The sequence below is a fragment of the Mesorhizobium opportunistum WSM2075 genome, from assembly GCF_000176035.2.
GTDB lineage: Bacteria > Pseudomonadota > Alphaproteobacteria > Rhizobiales > Rhizobiaceae > Mesorhizobium > Mesorhizobium opportunistum.
Map to the genome: position 1 here is coordinate 3,647,820 of NC_015675.1, position 19,203 is coordinate 3,667,022.

15 protein-coding genes are annotated in these 19,203 nt (G+C 64.3%); 14 read left to right on the forward strand and 1 reads right to left on the reverse strand.

Features of this window, described 5'->3' with window-relative positions; translation table 11 throughout:
* From murG to MESOP_RS17585, 14 genes are all read left to right on the forward strand, one after another.
* A complete protein-coding gene (gene murG / locus MESOP_RS17520; protein ID WP_013894670.1) occupies positions 1-1,128 on the forward strand; it encodes an undecaprenyldiphospho-muramoylpentapeptide beta-N-acetylglucosaminyltransferase in 1,128 nt (375 codons plus the stop codon).
* Positions 1,125-2,531 (forward strand): UDP-N-acetylmuramate--L-alanine ligase, encoded by a 1,407-nt coding sequence (murC, locus tag MESOP_RS17525; RefSeq protein WP_013894671.1) that lies wholly within the window; start codon positions 1,125-1,127, stop codon positions 2,529-2,531. The genes murG and murC overlap by 4 nt, the downstream gene beginning before the upstream one ends.
* A complete protein-coding gene (gene murB, locus MESOP_RS17530; protein ID WP_013894672.1) occupies positions 2,528-3,493 on the forward strand; it encodes a UDP-N-acetylmuramate dehydrogenase in 966 nt (321 codons plus the stop codon). Before murC ends, murB begins: the two co-directional genes overlap by 4 nt.
* Before the next feature lie 303 nt (positions 3,494-3,796).
* On the forward strand, positions 3,797-4,723 hold the full coding sequence (locus MESOP_RS17535; protein ID WP_013894673.1) for a D-alanine--D-alanine ligase: 927 nt from the start codon (positions 3,797-3,799) through the stop codon (positions 4,721-4,723).
* Positions 4,711-5,652 carry a cell division protein FtsQ/DivIB gene (locus MESOP_RS17540; protein WP_013894674.1) on the forward strand — a complete coding sequence of 314 codons (942 nt, stop codon included), beginning with the start codon at positions 4,711-4,713 and terminating at the stop codon, positions 5,650-5,652. The genes MESOP_RS17535 and MESOP_RS17540 overlap by 13 nt, the downstream gene beginning before the upstream one ends.
* Positions 5,649-6,956: a cell division protein FtsA gene (gene ftsA / locus MESOP_RS17545; RefSeq protein WP_013894675.1), complete on the forward strand. Its 1,308-nt coding sequence runs from the start codon at positions 5,649-5,651 to the stop codon at positions 6,954-6,956. The genes MESOP_RS17540 and ftsA overlap by 4 nt, the downstream gene beginning before the upstream one ends.
* A 66-nt stretch (positions 6,957-7,022) precedes the next feature.
* The gene (ftsZ, locus tag MESOP_RS17550) at positions 7,023-8,711 is read left to right on the forward strand and encodes a cell division protein FtsZ (protein ID WP_013894676.1); all 1,689 of its coding nucleotides are present in this window, start codon (positions 7,023-7,025) and stop codon (positions 8,709-8,711) included.
* Positions 8,712-8,991: 280 nt separating this feature from the next.
* Complete coding sequence (gene lpxC, locus MESOP_RS17555) at positions 8,992-9,942, forward strand: UDP-3-O-acyl-N-acetylglucosamine deacetylase (protein ID WP_013894677.1); 951 nt, start codon at positions 8,992-8,994, stop codon at positions 9,940-9,942.
* A gap of 252 nt (positions 9,943-10,194) precedes the next feature.
* On the forward strand, positions 10,195-11,064 hold the full coding sequence (locus tag MESOP_RS17560) for an outer membrane protein assembly factor BamD (protein WP_013894678.1): 870 nt from the start codon (positions 10,195-10,197) through the stop codon (positions 11,062-11,064).
* Between the two features lie 217 nt (positions 11,065-11,281).
* Positions 11,282-12,955, forward strand: a complete 1,674-nt coding sequence (recN, locus tag MESOP_RS17565; protein WP_013894679.1) for a DNA repair protein RecN — start codon at positions 11,282-11,284, stop codon at positions 12,953-12,955.
* Between the two features lie 134 nt (positions 12,956-13,089).
* Entirely contained in the window at positions 13,090-15,294 is a 2,205-nt protein-coding gene (gene ligA / locus MESOP_RS17570) for an NAD-dependent DNA ligase LigA (RefSeq protein ID WP_013894680.1), read from the forward strand.
* Positions 15,294-15,986: a DUF2461 domain-containing protein gene (locus MESOP_RS17575; protein WP_013894681.1), complete on the forward strand. Its 693-nt coding sequence runs from the start codon at positions 15,294-15,296 to the stop codon at positions 15,984-15,986. Before ligA ends, MESOP_RS17575 begins: the two co-directional genes overlap by 1 nt.
* Before the next feature lie 180 nt (positions 15,987-16,166).
* The gene (locus MESOP_RS17580) at positions 16,167-16,895 is read left to right on the forward strand and encodes an AzlC family ABC transporter permease (protein WP_013894682.1); all 729 of its coding nucleotides are present in this window, start codon (positions 16,167-16,169) and stop codon (positions 16,893-16,895) included.
* The gene (locus MESOP_RS17585) at positions 16,892-17,188 is read left to right on the forward strand and encodes an AzlD family protein (protein WP_013894683.1); all 297 of its coding nucleotides are present in this window, start codon (positions 16,892-16,894) and stop codon (positions 17,186-17,188) included. The genes MESOP_RS17580 and MESOP_RS17585 overlap by 4 nt, the downstream gene beginning before the upstream one ends.
* 91 nt (positions 17,189-17,279) lie before the next feature.
* Here the strand turns inward: MESOP_RS17585 and MESOP_RS17590 are convergent, their stop codons facing one another.
* Positions 17,280-19,124: an aminopeptidase P family protein gene (locus MESOP_RS17590; RefSeq protein WP_013894684.1), complete on the reverse strand. Its 1,845-nt coding sequence runs from the start codon at positions 19,122-19,124 to the stop codon at positions 17,280-17,282.
* Positions 19,125-19,203: the final 79 nt, after the last annotated feature.

A 19,203-nucleotide genomic window follows, 5' to 3' on the forward strand; every position in this document is an offset into this window, starting at 1 on the left:
ATGGCGAGAGGCGTCATCCTTCTTGCGGCGGGCGGAACCGGCGGACACCTGTTTCCGGCCGAGGCGCTGGCGCATGAGCTGAACGAGCGCGGCTGGTCGGTGCATCTGGCGACCGACGACCGCGCCGAGCGGTTTGCCGGCCATTTCCCGGCCGCCGCCATCCATCCCATCCAGTCGGCGACGATGGGTTCGAAGAACCCCATTGCCATGCTCGGCGCCTTCTGGAAAATCTGGCGCGGCGTGCGCCAGGCGTCCGCTGTCATCGCCAGGATCAAGCCGGATGCGGTCGTCGGCTTCGGCGGCTATCCGACCTTGCCGCCGCTCTATGCGGCGACCCGGCGCAAGGTGCCGACGCTGATCCATGAACAGAACGCTGTGATGGGGCGCGCCAACCGGGCGCTGGCCGGCCGCGTGGACGCGATCGCCGGCGGCTTCCTGCCGCAGGATACGACTGCCGTGGGCGCCAAGACGGTGACGACAGGCAATCCGGTCCGGCCGGCCGTGCTGGAAGCGGCCAGGACGCCTTATGCGGCATCGGCCGGCGAACAGCCGTTCCGCCTCCTGGTGTTCGGCGGCAGCCAGGGTGCGCAGTTCTTTTCCGACGCCATGCCGGGGGCCGTCGCGCTGCTTTCGGATGCGCAGCGCAAGCGGCTTGTGATCACACAGCAGGCTCGCGCGGACGATGTGGCGCGGGTGAAGGCGGCCTATGCCGCTCTTGGCGTCGCCGTCGAGGTCTCGCCCTTCTTCACCGACATGGCGGCACGCATGGCGACGGCGCATCTGGTGATCTCGCGCTCCGGCGCATCGACCGTTTCGGAGATCGCCGTCATCGGCCGGCCGGCGCTGCTGGTGCCTTATCCCTACGCGCTCGACCATGACCAGGCGGCGAACGCGGCGGCCCTTGCCGCTGCCGGAGGCGGCGAGGTGCACCCGCAATCCTCGCTGTCGCCGGAGCGCATCGCGGCGCTGATTGGTGGGCTGATGGACAATCCCGAGCGGCTTGCCGCGATGGCTGCGGGCGCGAAATCGGCCGGCAGACCGGACGCGGCACGGTTGCTCGCCGATCTCACAGAGGCTATTGCGTCCGAAAAAACCGTCTCGGATTTCAGGAAGGGGACGCACGCATGAAGATGCCGCAGACCATCGGCCTTGTGCATTTCATCGGTATTGGCGGCATCGGCATGAGCGGCATCGCCGAAGTGCTGCACAATCTCGGCTACAAGGTGCAAGGGTCCGACCAGGCCGACAGCGCCAATGTGCAACGGCTGCGCGACAAGGGCATCGAATGCTTCGTCGGCCACAAGGCCGAGAATCTCGGCGAGGCCGAGGTGGTGGTCGTTTCGACAGCGATCAAGAAATCCAATCCGGAGCTGAAGGCCGCGCGCGAAAAGCTGCTGCCGATCGTGCGCCGTGCCGAGATGCTGGCCGAACTGATGCGCTTCCGCCAGGCGGTGGCGATCGGCGGCACGCATGGCAAGACGACGACGACCTCGATGGTCGCGACCTTGCTTGAAGCCGGCGGGCTCGACCCGACCGTCATCAATGGCGGCATCATCAACGCCTATGGCACCAATGCCCGCATGGGTGACGGCGAGTGGATGGTGGTCGAGGCCGACGAAAGCGACGGCACTTTCCTCAAATTGCCGGCAGAGATCGCCGTGGTCACCAACATCGACCCCGAGCATCTCGATCACTATGGCAGCTTCGACAAGGTGCGCGAGGCGTTCCGCCAGTTCGTCGAGAACGTGCCGTTCTACGGTTTTGGCGTGATGTGTACCGACCACCCTGAAGTACAGGCTCTGGTCAGCAGGATCGAGGACCGCCGCGTCATCACCTATGGCGAGAACGCGCAGGCCGACGTGCGCTTCACCAACCACCGCATGGCCGGCGCCATTTCGGAATTCGACGTGGTGATCCGCAACCGCAAGACCGGCGGCCAGACAGCGATATCGGACCTGCGGCTGCCGATGCCCGGCCGTCACAACGTCTCCAACGCCACCGCCGCGATCGCGGTCGCGCACGAACTTGGCCTGTCGGCCGAGGCGATCAAGAAGGGCCTGTCGTCCTTCGCCGGCGTCAAGCGGCGCTTCACCCATACCGGCTCGTGGAACGGCGTCGATGTGTTCGACGATTATGGCCACCATCCCGTCGAAATCGCTGCGGTGCTGAAGGCGGCGCGCAGCGCGACCAAGGGCCGCGTCATCGCCATTGCCCAGCCGCACCGCTTCACCCGGCTGCATGATCTGTTCAACGAGTTCTCGGCCTGCTTCAACGATGCCGACACGGTGATGGTCGCCCCGGTCTACGCTGCCGGCGAAGAGCCGATCGACGGTGTCACGTCAGACGAGCTGGTGTCTCGCATCCGTGCCGGCGGCCATCGCGATGCCCGCTACATAGAGGGGCCGGCGGCGATCGCGCCGGTTATCCGCGATCTGGCCAAACCTGGCGATTTCGTCGTCTTCCTCGGCGCCGGCAACATCACCCAATGGGCCTATGCGCTGCCCAAGGAGCTCGGCGGGACTGTTTCATGATGCACGGCCAGGCCTTGATCGACAGACTTGGCGACCGGCTTGCCGGCCTGCGCGGCCGCATCACGCCGAATGCCGAGATGGACAAGATCACCTGGTTCCGGGCCGGCGGCCTTGCCGAGGCGCTGTTCCAGCCGGCCGACGAGGAAGACCTGGCCGCTTTCCTCAAGGCGGTTCCCGAAGAGGTGCCGATGACCATCGTCGGCGTCGGTTCGAACCTGCTGGTCCGCGACGGCGGCATTCCCGGCTTTGTCATCCGGCTTTCAGCCAAGGGCTTTGGCGAGGCCGAAGTCATTTCGCCGATCAGGATCAAGGCCGGCGCGGCCACGCCCGACAAGCGGGTGGCCGCGGTGGCGCTCGAGGCAGGCATTGGCGGCTTCCATTTCTACCACGGCATCCCAGGCGCCATTGGCGGGGCGCTGAGGATGAATGCCGGTGCCAATGGTGTCGAGACACGCGAGCGCGTTGTCGAGGTGCGGGCGCTCGACCGCAAGGGCAATCTCCTGACGTTGAGCAATGCCGAGATGGGCTATGCCTATCGCCATTCCGGAGCCCCGTCCGGGCTGATCTTCACTTCGGCGGTGTTCGAAGGCTTTGCCGAGGAGAAGGCGGTGATCAAGGCGGCGATGGATGCAGTCCAGAACCACCGCGAGACCGTGCAGCCGATCCGCGAAAAGACCGGCGGCTCCACCTTCAAGAATCCGGAAGGCACGTCGGCCTGGAAGGAGATCGACAAGGCAGGCTGCCGCGGCCTGATGATCGGCGGTGCACAGATGTCGCCGATGCACTGCAACTTCATGATCAACACTGGCACTGCGACCGGTTACGATCTCGAATATCTCGGCGAGACGGTGCGTGCCCGCGTGCTCGAACATTCGGGCATCCGCCTGCACTGGGAGATCAAGCGCATCGGCAATTTCCGCTCCGGGCATGCCGTGCAGGAGTTTCTCGGTCAGCTCCTGTAGCCGCCGTTGAAGTTCATGTGATGCATGAACTTCAACGGCGTTCCCGGAACGCGCAAAACCGTTGCTCCCAGGACTCACCGACACGGTTTTCGCAGCCATTTTCTCAGAAAGTGAATCTCTCGGAATCATAAGCACTTGCCAGTGAATCAACTCTCTGATTCTCTGCTCGAAAGCGTTTCCTGATTTGAGTCGTTCGACGCGTTACCCGCGTTTTCCGTCTGGGGGGGGCAACCTGCCGGGAGACTCGGACTCAATGTTGCGGAAATCCTGGTTTTGGTCCGCCGTGAGAGGGGATGACGGGGAATGAAGAGCAAGCATGTGGCCGTACTGCTGGGAGGTTTCTCGTCCGAGCGGCCCGTGTCCCTGTCCTCGGGAAAGGCTTGCGCCGATGAGCTCGAGAAAGAAGGCTACCAGGTCACGCGTGTCGATGTCGGGCGCGATGTCGGCTCGGTGCTCGCCGAACTCAAGCCCGATGTCGCTTTCAATGCGCTGCATGGTCCGTTCGGCGAGGATGGCACAATCCAGGGCATCCTCGAATATCTCGCCATTCCCTACACCCATTCGGGCGTGCTCGCCTCGGCGTTGGCCATGAACAAGGAGCAGGCCAAGCGAGTTGCCAAATCGGTCGGCACGCCTGTCGCCGAATCGAAGGTCACCAGCCGCTTCGCCATCCAGGACAAGCATCCGATGAAGCCGCCCTATGTGGTCAAACCGGTCAGCGAGGGCTCGAGCTTCGGTGTCGTCATCGTCAGCGAGGGCCAGTCGCATCCGCCGCAGGTCATCGGTTCGTCCGAGTGGAAATATGGCGATACCGTCATGGTCGAGCGCTACATCCACGGCCGGGAGCTGACCTGTGCGGTGATGGGCGATGTCGCGCTCGGGGTCTGCGAGATCATCCCGACCGGCCATTCCTTCTACGACTATGATTCAAAATATGTCGCTGGCGGATCAAAGCACGAATGCCCCGCAAAAGTTTCACCGAATATTTACCAAAAAATACAAACACTGGCGCTCAAGGCTCACCAAGTGATCGGCTGTCGGGGCGTTTCCCGGTCGGACTTCCGTTATGACGATCGTCACTCCGAAAATGGCGAGGTTGTATGGCTCGAGGTCAATACCCAACCGGGCATGACACCGACGTCCTTGGTGCCTGAAATCGCTGCCCATGCCGGGCACTCGTTTGGCGATCTGTTGAGTTGGATGGTGGAGGACGCTTCGTGTCTGCGTTGAAATGGGGACAAGGCAAAGGGAAGGGCGCGGCCGGGCCGTCGCTGCTTGGCCTGTCGCTTTCGTTCGACCATTTCGTCCTGCCGCGCATGCTTCGCCGCCCGGTGCGCATCCTGGCGCGCCTGGGTGACGGGGAGTTCCAGGCGCCGCGTTTCTCAGCCGCGGTGATGTCCGCCGTGCTGCTCGCTTCGAGTGGCGCCTATGGCGCCTATCTTGGCGGACATGCCGACGGCATTATCCAGAGCATTACCGCCCGTACCGGCTTTGCCGTCGATCAGGTCAAGGTGGTCGGCAACCGCCAGACCTCGGAGATCGATATTCTCGACAGGCTCGAACTCGACGGCTGGACTTCGCTGATCGGCTTCGACGCGGAGGCCGCGCGCGAGCGTATCTCGGGCCTGCCGTGGATCGAGGTCGCGGCGGTGCGCAAGGTCTATCCGCACACGCTGGAAGTGCGCGTCGGGGAGCGCGAGGCGTTCGCGCTCTGGCAACAGGGCGATGCTCTGTCGGTCATCGAGAAGGATGGCGCCGTCATCGCGCCGTTCTCGGGCGGCAAGCAGGTGCTGCTGCCGTTGCTGATCGGGACCGGTGCGCCGGCCAAGGCGCCGGACTTCCTGGCCAAGATCGAAAAATATCCGGACCTTGCTTCCCGCGTGAAAGGCTACATCCGTGTCGGTGAGCGGCGCTGGGACCTGAAGCTGGACAACGGCATCACCGTCAAGTTGCCCGAGGATGACGAGGACCAGGCGCTCGCCGAGCTCGTCAAGATGGACCACGACAAGGGGCTATTGTCACGCGACATCGCCGCCGTCGACATGCGCCTGACCGATCGGCTGGTCGTGCAGCTGACGCCCGAGGCGGTGACGCAGCGCGAGGCCGCACTCAACGAGAAACCGAAAACCCTCAAGCGCAAGCCGGAGACGAAGATATGAGCTGGCTTGGCGGTCATGGCGATGCCTCGTCGCGCCGTTCCGGCACCTTGACGGTGCTGGATGTCGGCTCGAACAAGGTCTGCTGCATGGTGGCGAAGCTGAAGCCGTGCGACGACGGCAAGCTGTTGCGCGGCCGCTCGCACCGGATCCAGGTGATCGGCATCGGCCATCAGAAATCGCAAGGCGTGAAGTCTGGCGTGGTCGTCGATCTCGACCGGGCCGAGCATGCCATCCGGCTGTCGGTCGATGCCGCCGAGCGCATGGCGGGGCTGACGGTCGATTCGCTCATCGTCAACATGACCGCCGGGCGGCTGAAGAGCGAAGCTTTCGCCGCGACCATCAATCTTGGCGGCCACGAGGCCGACGAAGCCGACATCAAGCGCGTGCTCGGCGCCGGCGCCAAACAGGCGCTCAAGGCCGAGCGCGAGGTGATCCATTCGCTGCCCGTCGGCTTCTCACTGGACGCCGAGCGCGGCGTGCGCGACCCGCGCGGCATGGTCGGCGACGCGCTTGGCGTCGACATGCATGTGCTGACCGGTGACGCCGCCCCGATGCGCAATCTGGAACTCTCCATCAACCGCTCGCATTTGTCGGTCGAGCGCATGGTGGCGACACCCTATGCCAGCGGGCTGGCGGCACTTGTCGACGACGAGCTGGAGCTGGGTGCTGCCTGCATCGACATGGGCGGCGGCACGACGACAATCTCGGTGTTTTCGGAAGGCAAGTTCGTCCATGGCGACGCCATCGCCATCGGCGGCAACCATGTCACGCTCGATATGGCCAAGGGGCTCTCGACCTCGCTCGATGCCGCCGAACGGCTGAAGGTGATGCACGGCTCGGCGCTGCCGGGCAGTGCCGACGACCGCGACCTGGTCTCGATCCAGCCGATCGGCGACGATGGCGACGTGCCGCTGCAGATACCGCGTTCGGTGATGACGCGCATCGTGCGCGCCCGCATCGACGAAACGCTCGAACTGCTGCGCGACCGGCTGAACAAGTCCGGCTACGGCAATGCGGTGGGCAAACGCGTCGTCTTGACCGGCGGCGCCAGCCAGCTCGCCGGCCTGCCGGAAGCGGCGCGTCGCATCCTGGGGCGCAATGTGCGCATCGGCCGCCCGCTCGGCGTGGCGGGCCTGCCCGAGGCGGCGAAGGGGCCAGCCTTCTCGGCCGCCGTCGGGCTTTTGATCTATCCGCAGATGGCGAGCTTCGAGAGCCATCCGGCGAAAGGAATTTCCGGTCTCAGGATGACCGGGACGGGCGGAAAACTGCATCGCATGAGTCAGTGGTTGAGAGACAGTTTCTAATTGACGGGGACAGCCCCATAGGCGGCCGCGGCGGCGACGCGGCGTGAAAGGCAAAGGACGGAGACAATGACCATCAATCTGCAGAAGCCGGACATCACCGAGCTTAAGCCCCGCATCACCGTGTTCGGCGTCGGCGGCGGCGGCGGCAATGCCGTCAACAACATGATCACCGCCGGTCTGCGCGGTGTCGAGTTCGTTGTCGCCAACACCGACGCCCAGGCGCTGACCATGTCGAAGGCCGATCGGCTGATCCAGCTTGGCGCGCATGTCACCGAGGGTCTCGGCGCCGGCTCGCAGCCTGAAGTCGGCCGTGCGGCGGCCGAAGAGTGCATCGACGAGATCATCGATCACCTGTCCAACACCCATATGTGCTTCGTTACCGCGGGCATGGGCGGCGGCACGGGTACCGGTGCTGCTCCGGTCGTGGCGCGGGCCGCCCGCGAAAGAGGCATCCTCACCGTCGGCGTCGTCACCAAGCCGTTCCATTTCGAAGGCCAGCGCCGCATGAAGACGGCCGACCTCGGCATCGAGGAACTGCAGAAATGCGTCGACACCCTGATCGTCATCCCCAACCAGAACCTGTTCCGGCTGGCCAATGACAAGACCACCTTCGCCGACGCCTTCGCCATGGCCGACCAGGTGCTCTATTCCGGTGTTGCCTGCATCACCGACCTGATGGTCAAGGAAGGCCTGATCAACCTCGACTTCGCCGACGTGCGTTCGGTGATGCGCGAAATGGGCAAAGCCATGATGGGCACCGGCGAAGCTTCGGGCGAGGGCCGTGCAATGGCCGCCGCCGAGGCAGCGATCGCCAACCCGCTGCTCGACGAGACGTCGATGAGGGGCGCCAAGGGCCTGCTGATCTCGATCACCGGCGGTCGCGACCTCACCCTGTTCGAGGTCGACGAAGCGGCGACCCGTATCCGCGAGGAAGTCGACCAGGACGCCAACATCATCCTGGGCGCCACCTTCGACGAAGAACTCGAAGGCGTCATCCGTGTCTCGGTGGTCGCCACCGGCATCGACAAGTCGGCGGCTGAAATCGCCGCCGCGCCGATCGCGATCCGCACCGCACCGCAGAAGCCGGCCGCCCGTCCGGCGGTGGCAGCGGTGGAAAGCCGCCCGGCGCCGGTCCAGCAGACCGCATACGAGCCGCGCGCCGCGGACCCGGTCGCCGAAGCCATCCAGCTCGCCGAGGCAAACGCCGCGGCCATGGCGCAGGCTCGCCCGGCTCCTGTCGCCCATGCGGACGATTTCCGCCCGCAGAGCAAGATCTTCCAGGCGCCGCCGGCACAGCCGCAGCCAATGGCACAGCCGGTGGTCCAGCAGATGGTGCAGCCGGCTCCGCAGCCGCGCGAAATGCTGCGTGAGGTGCAGCAGCCTGTGGCGATGGCGCCGCAGCGCATGCCGCGCGTCGAGGATTTTCCGCCGGTCGTGAAGGCCGAGGTGGATGCCAAGAGCCGCCCGGCCGACCATGAGAACAACAGCGGGCCGATGGGCCTGTTGAAGCGCCTGACCAACGGCCTGACCCGCCGCGAGGAGGAGCCCGCACGGCTGCAGCCGGCGCAACCGCGCGAGCCCAAGCTGCGCCAGGCGGCACCGGAAGTGCGCCGTCTCGCCAGCCAGGACGCCCAGCTCTATGCGCCGCGCCGCGGCCAGCTGGACGACCAGGGCCGCCTGACGCCGCAGACGCGGGCGACTCAGGACGACGATCAGCTGGAGATTCCGGCGTTCCTGCGCCGCCAGGCCAACTGAGCGGTTAACAGGCTGTAACAATTGTTAACAGGCAAGCAAGAAATTGCTTGCCTGTTAACGTTTAAAATGTTGCAAAAACAACGACTTATGACGTCATTTGAATTCCTATTCGCGGTTACAAAGAGTAAGAAACCGTGATTTGGAGTCTCCCTGCCGGGACACTATCTTCGCTGCCTACCACAGTCGGTCTGCCGGGATTTCGGGGGAAGTCGCCCTGCCAGCCGATCTAACAAGAGCCGCGCCCTCGGGCTGGAGAAGCGGACCTAGGCATTACGGGCTTATGGGGATTGTCTTGCACGACTACCAGACGACAGTGAAGGCGCGCGCGTCGCTTACGGGCACCGGCGTTCACAGCGGCAAAGAAGTTTCCGTCAGTTTCCTGCCCGCGGATGCCGATACCGGCATCGTGTTCCAGCTTGTCAGCGAGAAAGGGCAGGGCCGTGAGTTCCGCGCCCTGTTTTCCGAGATCGGCGCCACCGACCTGTGCACCATGCTTGGCGATCCGGCAGGCGAGCATATCGCCACCGTCGAGCACATCATGGCCGCTTTGTTAGGCCTCGGCATCGACAATGTCCTCATCGAGATCGACGGTCACGAGGTTCCCATCCTCGACGGCAGCGCCATGGCGTTCGTGGAAGCCATCGACCAGGCGGGCGTCGAGACCTTGCCGGTCAAGCGACGCTACATCAGGGTCGTCAAGCCGGTCCGCATCGAGAACGGTGCTTCCTGGGCGGAGTTCAGGCCTTATGATGGCACCCGTTTCGAGGTCGAGATCGACTTCGAAAGCCCGGCGATCGGACGCCAACTCTTCGCTTCCGACCTCAATGCAGACATTTTCCGCCGTGACATCGCGCGGGCCCGCACCTTCGGCTTCATGAAGGATGTCGAGCGGCTGTGGGCGGCCGGCTATGCGCTGGGATCCTCGCTTGAGAATTCGCTGGTGATCGGTGACGACAACCGCGTCATCAATATGGGCGGCTTGCGCTTCCCCAACGAATTCGTGCGCCACAAGACGCTGGACGCCATGGGCGACCTGGCGCTGGCCGGCGCCCGCTTCATCGGCTGTTTCCGCTCCTATCGCGGCGGCCACAGGCTGAACGCCGCGGCGCTGCGGCGGCTGCTGTCAGACCGCACGGCTTTCGAAATCGTCGAGACGACGCGTCGCGAGCGCGGCCGCGCCGCCGAGATGAACGCCGTCAATGCGCCGCTCTACGCACCCTGGATGATCTGAATTCCTCGACGTTTTCGGGACGGTGAGTGTTGCATGAATGCACCATCCGCCGGCGAAATCGCAGCGATACTCCGACTCGGTCCGGCCGCCACAAAAATGTGCGATTGGCTGGACATAGCGTTGCCGGGCAAGGCGGTTATGGTCTATGGCTGCTGCCGTCGATTAGTGCATGTCGCTCAAAAGTGGGGACCAGTTTTGGGACAACAGCATGCAAGAGGCATTAAAATAACGCCGAAAGGGCGCAATCCAATCATGTTTTTCAAGCGAGTCGGTCAATCGAAAGCGCCGCTGCGGTCTGTTTTCCTGGCGCTTTCGGTGGTTGTTCCATCGCTCTTTCTGTCGGCTTGCATGTCGTCCGAGAAAGACATCGACCTGTCGACCTATGTCGACCAGACCGAGCCGGCCGACGTTCTCTACAACCAGGGCCTCGCCAATCTGAATGCCGGCCGCCTGGACGAGGCGAGCAAGAAATTCGACGCCGTCGACCGCCAGCATCCTTATTCGGAATGGGCCCGCAAATCGATGGTGATGGGCGCCTTCGCCGACTATCGCAAGGGCAGCTACGACGAAGCGATCTCGTCGGCCAAGCGCTATCTGGCGCTTTACCCGTCCACCGATGACGCGCCCTATGCGCAGTACATCATCGGCCTGAGCTACTACCGCCAGATCAAGGACGTGACGCAGGATCAGAAGGAAGCACGCCAGACCTTGCAGACGATGCAGGATCTGGTTACGCGCTGGCCGACTTCGGAATATGTCGACGACGCCAAGGAGAAGATCCGCTTCGCCAACGACCAGCTCGCCGGCAAGGAAATGCAGATCGGCCGCTATTATCTGGAGCGCCGCGAATACATCGCCGCCGTCAAGCGCTTCCGCACCGTGGTGGAGAACTATTCCAATACGCGCCATGTCGAGGAAGCACTCGCTCGTCTCACGGAAAGCTATTACGCGATGGGGTTGACCTCGGAGGCCCAGACGGCCGCCGCGGTGCTCGGCACCAACTATCCCGACAGCCCATGGTACAAGGATTCCTACAAGCTGCTGCAGAGCAACGGGCTTGCACCGCGCGAGAATGCCGGATCGTGGATATCCAAGGCCGGAAAACTGATCACCGGCGCCTGACCGCCAGGCCTCGGACCGAAGCACGCGTTTTTGGATTGATCCGACGCTGAAACAAAAAGATAGTGCGGCGCTGCGACTCCAACCGGGTCGCGTGCCGCTCCACAGCGGTTCGGTGGTTTGATTGAAGCGCTGAGCCGTCCTAACTTTTTGTTCTACGCAATTCCCGTGGGAAAACCGCTACGCACTTTTCCTGGAATTGCTTGAGGTCCGGGTTCTGATGCTTGCCAGACTGTCGATCCGCGATATCGTCCTGATCGAGAAGCTGGATATCGACTTCCAGCCCGGTCTTTCCGTGCTGACCGGCGAAACCGGTGCCGGCAAATCCATCCTGCTCGATGCTTTGTCGCTGGCGCTCGGCGCGCGCGGCGATGCTTCGCTGGTGCGCCATGGCGCGGCGCAAGGCCAGGTCATCGCCGTGTTCGATGTGCCGCGCAACCATCCGGTGCGTGCGCTGCTTGCCGAAAATGCCATCGAGGATGACGGCGACATCATCCTGCGCCGCGTGCAGACGGCGGATGGCCGCACCCGGGTGTTCGTCAACGACCAGCCATCCAGCGTGACATTGATGCGCGATGTCGGCCACGCGCTGGTCGAGATCCACGGCCAGCACGATGAACGGGCCCTGGTCGATCCCGGTGCCCATCGCGACGTGCTCGATGCTTTCGGAGGCCATCTCGGCGCCGTCCGCTCGACCGGTGAGGCATGGCGGCACTGGCGCGCCTGCGAGCAGGAACTTACGCGCCACCGCGCCAAGGTGGCGGCGGCGGCGCGCGAGGCCGACTATCTGCGCGCGGCGGTCGCCGAACTGACCAAGCTCGATCCCCAGCCCGGCGAGGAAACGGAACTTGCCGAACTGCGCGCCCACATGATGCGCGCCGAGAAGATCGCATCCGAGATCCATGACGCGCAGGACGTGCTGTCCGGCCCGTCATCGCCCTTGCCGCAACTGGCCAGCCTGCTGAGGCGGCTGCAACGCAAGGCGACGGAGGCGCCCGGCCTGCTCGAGGACGTCGTCAAGTCGCTGGACGAGGCGATGCTGTCGCTCGATGCGGCGCAGTCTGGCGTCGAGGCCGCATTGCGGGCCACCGAATATGACCCGCAGCGGCTGGAAAAGGCGGAGGAGCGTCTGTTTTCGCTGCGTGCCGCGTCACGCAAGCACAGCGTCGCCGTCGACGACCTGGCGCAGTTGCGCGACACGATGGTTGCCGATCTTGCCGATCTCGATGCCGGCGAGGAACGCCTGCACGGGCTGGAAAAGCAGGCCGCTGCCGCATGCGAGGCCTATGACATCGCCGCCGCACAGCTTTCCTCGCTGCGCCACGCGGCGGCGATCGGCCTGACCATGGCCGTCATGGCCGAACTGCCGGCGCTGAAGCTCGAACGCGCCGCCTTCATTGTCGAGATGAAGAGCGAGGCCGAGACCCGCATGGAAGAGGGCATCGACCAGATCGAGTTCTGGGTGCGCACCAACCCCGGCACGCGGCCCGGCCCGATGATGAAGGTGGCTTCCGGTGGCGAGCTGTCGCGCTTCCTGCTGGCGCTGAAGGTGGCGCTGGCTGACCGTGGCTCGGCGCCGACGCTGGTTTTCGACGAAATCGACACCGGCGTGGGCGGCGCCGTGGCGGACGCCATCGGCCAAAGGCTGGCGCGGCTGTCGAAGCGCGTGCAGGTGCTCTCGGTCACCCATGCGCCGCAGGTGGCGGCGCGCGCGGCGACGCATTTCCTGATCTCCAAATCGGGAGGCACCGATCGCGTGGCGACCGGCATTGCCGAGATGGACAGGACGGCGCGGCAGGAAGAGATCGCCCGCATGCTGGCCGGCGCCACGATCACCGATGAGGCACGCGCCGCCGCCGAGCGGTTGTTGCGCGAAAACACAAACGCGGCATAGGAATATCCGGCGTGATGGATCGAGTCAGGATATGGCTCCATCCTGCTGGTCAGGAATGATCTTTTCCGAAAACCGGTTCCCACTTTTCGGGATCATGTTCTATTGTGACGCGGCATCGTTCGGGGACGAAAAACATGGCCGAAAAACCTGTCGATTCGCTCAGCGAAAGCGAGGCCGAAGCCGAGCTTCAGCGGCTGGCGGAGGAGATCGCCGAGCATGACCGGCGTTATCACACGGAAGACGCACCAACGATCACGGACGCCGAATATGACGCGCTGCGGCGTCGCAACCTGGCCATCGAGGAGCGCTTTCCCGGCCTTGTACGCGAGGATTCGCCGTCGCTCAGGGTCGGGGCCGCGCCGGCGGAAGGCTTCGCTAAGGTGCGCCACGCGGTGCCGATGCTCAGCTTGGCCAAGGCCTATACCGACGAGGACGTCACCGATTTCATCGAGCGCGGCCGGCGGTTCTTCGACCGCGACAAGGACCTCGACATCGCCTTCACCGCCGAGCCGAAGATCGACGGACTGTCGGCATCGCTGCGCTACGAGAAAGGCGTATTCGTGCAAGGCGCCACGCGTGGCAACGGTACGGTAGGTGAGGACATCACCGCCAATCTGAGGACCATCGCCGACATTCCCGCGAAGCTGAAAGGCTCGGGCTGGCCGGAAATCATCGAGATACGCGGCGAGGTCTACATGACCTATGCCGAGTTCGAGGCGCTGAAGGCACGCTCGGCGGCGGCCGGCGGCCAGGACTACGTCAATCCGCGCAACACGGCTGCCGGCTCGCTGCGCCAGAAGGACGCCTCCGTCACCGCCAGCCGTAACCTCAAATTCTTCGCCTACGCCTGGGGCTACACGACGGAAGATCCGGCACCGACCCAGTACGGTGCCGTGCAGAAATTCGCCGATTGGGGGTTCAAGATCAGCCCCTTGATGGTGCGGGCGAAGTCGGTCGAGGAACTGGTCGCGCACTATCACCGGATCGAAGAGCAGCGCTCCTCGCTGGGCTACGACATCGACGGCGTCGTCTACAAGGTCGACCAGCTGGAACTGCAGCGCCGGTGGGGATTCGTCACCGGCGAACCGCGCTGGGCTATCGCGCACAAATTCCCCGCCGAACAGGCAATGACGACCGTGCAGAAGATCGACATCCAGGTCGGCCGCACCGGCACGTTGGCGCCGGTGGCGCGTCTGGCACCGGTGACGGTCGGCGGCGTGGTGGTCGAGAACGTCACGCTGCACAATGAGGATTACATCAAGGGTTTCGACAGCAACGGCCAGCCGATCCGCGACGGCATCGACGTGCGCATCGGCGACACGGTGGTGATCCAGCGCGCCGGGGACGTCATTCCGCAGATCGTCAGCGTCGTCATCGACAAGCGTCCGGCCGACGCTACCCCTTACGAGTTCCCGCACACCTGCCCGGTTTGCGGTTCGCCGGCGACGCGCGAAATCAACGAGAAGACCGGCAAGGAGGATTCGCGGCGACGCTGCACGGGCGAACTGATCTGTGCCGCGCAAGCCGTGGAACGATTGCGCCATTTCGTCTCGCGCGGCGCCTTGGACATCGAAGGCCTTGGCGCGGAAAACATCGATACCTTCTTCAATGCCGGGTTGATCAAGACGGCCGCCGATATCTTCACGCTCAGGGATCGCCGGCCAGCCGTCACCAAGGCGCTGGCCGAGCGGCGCGAGGAGCAGGCCAGGCAGCGCGAGGCGGCATCCGGCAAGACGCGCAAGAATGTCCGCAGCGTCGAGGACCGCAACTATGAAGGCCTGGACAAGCTCTTCGCAGCCATCGATTCGCGCCGCGAACCGGAACTCGACCGCTTCATCTTCGCATTGGGCATCCGCCATATCGGCGAGACGACGGCGGCTTTGCTCGCCCGCACCTTCTCGACCATCGAGGAATTGATCCGCGTCGGCAAGGAGACGGCCGCGGCGGAAGATCCGCACACCGTGTTCCCGTCGATCAACGGCATCGGCGACACGGTGATCGATGCGCTGCGCGATTTCTTCGGCAATCAGCGCAATGACGACGTCCTTGAGAAGCTGCTCGAGCAGGTCAAGCCGAAGCCGTACATCGTCACCGTCTCGGCCGACAGCGAGGTCGCCGGCAAGACGATCGTGTTCACCGGCACGCTGGAGAAGATGACCCGCTCCGAAGCCAAGGCGATGGCCGAGCGTCTCGGCGCCAAGGTCGCCGGCTCGGTTTCGGCGAAGACCGACCTGCTGGTGGCGGGGCCTGGTGCGGGCTCGAAGCTCAAGCTCGCCAGCGAACTCGGCGTCGAGGTCATCGACGAGGACACCTGGCTGCAGCGGGTCGGCAAGTCCTGATGGAAAGCACCTTCAAAGGGTTCGGTCAAAAGGCCATTCCGTTCCTGAAGGCGCTGGATTTCCACCAGAGCCGGGAATGGTTTTTGGAGAACCGCGACCTGTTCGAAACGGAATTGCGCGATCCACTGGGCGATCTCGTCGACACGCTGACGCTGCGTTTTGCAGCGGCGGGGTTGGGTTTGCGCGGCGACCGCAAGAAGTCGCTGTTTCGCATCAATCGCGACGTGCGCTTCGCCAAGGATAAGCGACCCTACAACCGCCACCTGTCGGCCATCCTTTCGCCGGACGGCACCAAGATGGAACAAGGTGTGTTCTATGTGCATATCGGGTTGGAGGGTTGCTTCGCCGGCGTCGCCTGGTGGCAGCCGGAGGCCGCACTGCTGCTGGCGATACGCCGTTCCATCGAGACATGGCCCGAGAGGTTTCGCGCCATGGTGAAGGCGTTGAACAAGAATGGCCTCGAACTCGATGCCGAAGGCGCCATGAAACGCACGCCGCGCGGCTTCGAACACGTCATCGACAAAGACCTTGCCGCAGCCATTCGCAACCGGCATTTCGTCGTTCGCCACGTGATCGATCCGGCCGGCATTCACGGGCCGGAACTGGTCGAGGAGCTCGTCGATTTCACCTTGCGCGCCAAGCCGCTGCTCGATTGGGGCAGGGCTATCGAGGGCAAAACCGTGAAGGATTAAGCGTTACTCGAGCGCCGCCACGATCATTTCCGCTGATCGTTCGGCTCAAGCGAATTCGTGTGACAAGGCCGGGCATGCCACCTACATACCGCCACTCCTTGTTGTTGTGCATGGTTGTTGTGCATGTCGTAATCCCAAAACCGCTGCGCACTTTTGGGTGACATGCATCAGGAGTGGTTTATGGCGACGGACGTGATTTCGCAGGACGGCGATCGAAGCGATTTCTGGCAGGGCGTGCGGCTATCCATGCCCGTCGTGGTGGCGTCGGCGCCGTTCGCTGTCCTATTCGGGGCGCTTGCCGTCGACAATGGCTTCTCGGTCTTCGAAGCCTTCCTGATGAGCGCACTGGTTTATGGTGGCGCCAGCCAGATGGTCGGCATCCAGCTGTTCGGCCAGCACGTCGCGCCGTGGCTGATCGTGCTGTCGATCTTTGCCGTCAATTTCCGCCACGTGCTCTATTCCGCCGGCATCGGCCGGCGCATCGCGCACTGGCCTGTCGTCCAGCAGGCGCTTGGCTATTTCATCCTCACCGACCCGCAATTCGCGGTGGCCGAGGCGAGAGCGCAATCCGGACAGACGGTTGGTTTTGCCTGGTATCTGGGACTGGGCCTGCCCGTCTACGTGTTCTGGGTGATCGAAAGCGCGCTCGGCGCGATGTTCGGCAAGCTGATCCCCGATACGCATGCGCTGGGCATCGATTTCCTGCTGCCGATCTATTTTCTCGGCCTGGTGATGGGCTTCCGCAAGCGGCCGCTGTGGCTGCCGGTGGTGATCGCAAGCGCCGCCGCCTCGATCATCGCCTACAAGACGGTCGGCTCGCCCTGGCACGTCTCCATCGGCGCCATTGCCGGCGTGCTGCTCGCCGTCATCCTGCCGCCGCACCATAGCGGCGTGGAGACAAGGCCATGAGCACGACGTTCTGGATCATCATCGCCGCCGCGATCGCGACCTATCTGACGCGCATCGGCGGGCATCTGGTCATCTCCCGCTTCGACAACATCCATCCGCGCGTCGAGGCGGGCCTCAATGCCGTGCCCGCGGCGGTGCTGACGACACTGGTGGCACCGGAACTGTTGAACGCCGGACCGGCGGAATGGGCGGCATTGGTGGTCACGGCAGTGGTTTCGCTGCGCGGCGGGCTGATGGCGATGTTTCTGGCGGGGGCGGCGATGCTGATTTTGGCGCGGCAGTTTGTGGGGTGATTTTGCCGGCGCGAACGTTTCAAACGTCCGCGCCGCCCTTCATTGTCCTGCCGGGCATTTCTCCCCGTAAACGGGGAGAAAGTAGCTCATCTCAAATCTTGGCGTCGTGCGGCAATGGCGCGGTTGCCTTTTCCAGCCAGGCCAGCGTTTCGCCGTCGAGCATCGGGCCGATCTCGGCCAGCACGCGGGCATGGTAGGTGTCGAGCCAGTGCAATTCATCGCGCGTCAGGAGATCGCTGCGCACCAAACGGGTATCGATCGGCGCCAGCGTCAGCGTCTCGAAGCCGTGCATGGCGATGTCGCCGCCCTCGATTTCTGCCGCTGGCGTCACCAGGATCAGGTTCTCGATGCGAATGCCGTAGGAGCCTTCCTTGTAGTAGCCGGGTTCGTTCGAAAGCATCATGCCTTCGAGCAGTTTCTCGGTGCCGGTGCGGGCGATGCGCTGCGGGCCTTCGTGCACGGCGAGATATGAGCCGACGCCATGTCCGGTGCCATGGGCGAAGTCGCAGCCGTGCTTCCACAGCGCCATACGGGCGACGGCGTCGATCTCCGAGCCGCGCGTGCCGGCGGGGAAGCGCAGCGTGGAAATGCCGATCATGCCTTTCAGCACCAGCGTGAAGCGTTCTCGCATTTCCTCGGTCGGCTGGCCGATGGGTACGGTGCGGGTGATGTCGGTGGTGCCGTCCTGATATTGCGCGCCGGAATCGAGCAGGAACAGCTCGCCGGCCTTGAGCTTGCGGTTGGTGGCACGCGACACGCGGTAATGCATGATGGCGCCGTTCGGCCCGGCGCCGGAAATGGTGTCGAAGGAGACGTCGCGCAGCGGCATCTGGGTTTCCTCGCCGGTCTGCCGGCGCGTTTCCTCCAGCCGGGTGACGACCGCGATCTCGTCGAGGGAGCCGGGTTTCTGGCGCTCCAGCCAGCACAGCAGTTTCGCCACCGCCGCGCCGTCACGGCGATGCGCGGCGCGCGACCCGTTGATCTCGGCCTGGTTCTTGGTGGCGCGCGGGATGCGGGCCGGGTCGGGCGCGGCAACCACGGTGCCGCCATTGTCCTCGACCAGCATGCGCAGCCTCTCGGCCGCCAGCACCGGGTCGAGCGCGATCTTGGCGCCGCCCTTGGCAAGCGCCACGATGGCGGCTTCGAATTCGTCGGGCTCGTGCAAATCAGCGAGCTGGGTCAGATAGGCGGCGACCTGGCGCGAGAACTTGCGCTTGTCCATGAACAGCTTGTGCGATCCGTCGGCAGCGAGGATGGCGAAGCCAAGCGCCAGCGGCGTGTGCGGCACGTCACCGCCGCGGATGTTGAAGGCCCAGGCGATGGAGGAGGGGTCGGTCAGCACTGCATGAGTGGCGCCGTCCTTGCCGATCGCCGCCGCCAGCCGCGCCAGCTTGTCCTTGGCAAGTTCGCCGGCAAAGCCGATCGGGTGCAACTCGACGGGTGCCACCGGTGCCGCGGGTTGATCCTTCCAGATGATGTCGATCGGGTTCTTGGTCAGCGGCACCAGCACGGCGCCGATCTTGTCGGCAGCGGCCTGCAGCGCCTTGACCTCACCGACCGTGTGCAGCCACGGATCGAAGCCCAGCCGCGCGCCCTTGCCGATATTGTCCTTGAGCCAGACCGGGGGCGGGTTGTCGACCAGGCTTTCGACCGAGAAGATGTCGAGATCGACCTCGCTGCGCACCTGCAGCGTGTAGCGCCCGTCGACAAAGATGAAGGCGCGGTCGCGCAGGACGATGGCGACACCGGCCGAGCCGCTGAAGCCGGTCAGCCATTTCAGCCGCGCCGAGCGATCGGCGACATATTCGCCCTGATGCTCGTCGGCGCGCGGAACGATGAAGCCGTCGAGGCCATTTCCACTCAGCCATTGGCGCAGCAGCGCCACGCGCGGCTTGCCGACTGCCGGGTCACCCGCGGAATCGAAGGTCTGGAACATGATGGGCCTCCTTGCACGCGCGAGCGTAGCTTATGGCTTGGGAAATCGGAATCGATTTCCAGCGCCGCAAACTGCTACA

What these genes read in the sequence shown, in the direction of transcription:
- murG (WP_013894670.1), top strand. Translation starts at nt 1, where the DNA reads ATGGCGAGAGGCGTCATCCTTCTTGCGGCGGGCGGAACCGGCGGACAC.
- murC (WP_013894671.1), top strand. Translation starts at nt 1,125, where the DNA reads ATGAAGATGCCGCAGACCATCGGCCTTGTGCATTTCATCGGTATTGGC.
- murB (WP_013894672.1), top strand. Translation starts at nt 2,528, where the DNA reads ATGATGCACGGCCAGGCCTTGATCGACAGACTTGGCGACCGGCTTGCC.
- MESOP_RS17535 (WP_013894673.1), top strand. Translation starts at nt 3,797, where the DNA reads ATGAAGAGCAAGCATGTGGCCGTACTGCTGGGAGGTTTCTCGTCCGAG.
- ftsA (WP_013894675.1), top strand. Translation starts at nt 5,649, where the DNA reads ATGAGCTGGCTTGGCGGTCATGGCGATGCCTCGTCGCGCCGTTCCGGC.
- ftsZ (WP_013894676.1), top strand. Translation starts at nt 7,023, where the DNA reads ATGACCATCAATCTGCAGAAGCCGGACATCACCGAGCTTAAGCCCCGC.
- lpxC (WP_013894677.1), top strand. Translation starts at nt 8,992, where the DNA reads ATGGGGATTGTCTTGCACGACTACCAGACGACAGTGAAGGCGCGCGCG.
- MESOP_RS17560 (WP_013894678.1), top strand. Translation starts at nt 10,195, where the DNA reads ATGTTTTTCAAGCGAGTCGGTCAATCGAAAGCGCCGCTGCGGTCTGTT.
- recN (WP_013894679.1), top strand. Translation starts at nt 11,282, where the DNA reads ATGCTTGCCAGACTGTCGATCCGCGATATCGTCCTGATCGAGAAGCTG.
- ligA (WP_013894680.1), top strand. Translation starts at nt 13,090, where the DNA reads ATGGCCGAAAAACCTGTCGATTCGCTCAGCGAAAGCGAGGCCGAAGCC.
- MESOP_RS17575 (WP_013894681.1), top strand. Translation starts at nt 15,294, where the DNA reads ATGGAAAGCACCTTCAAAGGGTTCGGTCAAAAGGCCATTCCGTTCCTG.
- MESOP_RS17580 (WP_013894682.1), top strand. Translation starts at nt 16,167, where the DNA reads ATGGCGACGGACGTGATTTCGCAGGACGGCGATCGAAGCGATTTCTGG.
- MESOP_RS17585 (WP_013894683.1), top strand. Translation starts at nt 16,892, where the DNA reads ATGAGCACGACGTTCTGGATCATCATCGCCGCCGCGATCGCGACCTAT.
- MESOP_RS17590 (WP_013894684.1), bottom strand. Translation starts at nt 19,124, where the DNA reads ATGTTCCAGACCTTCGATTCCGCGGGTGACCCGGCAGTCGGCAAGCCG.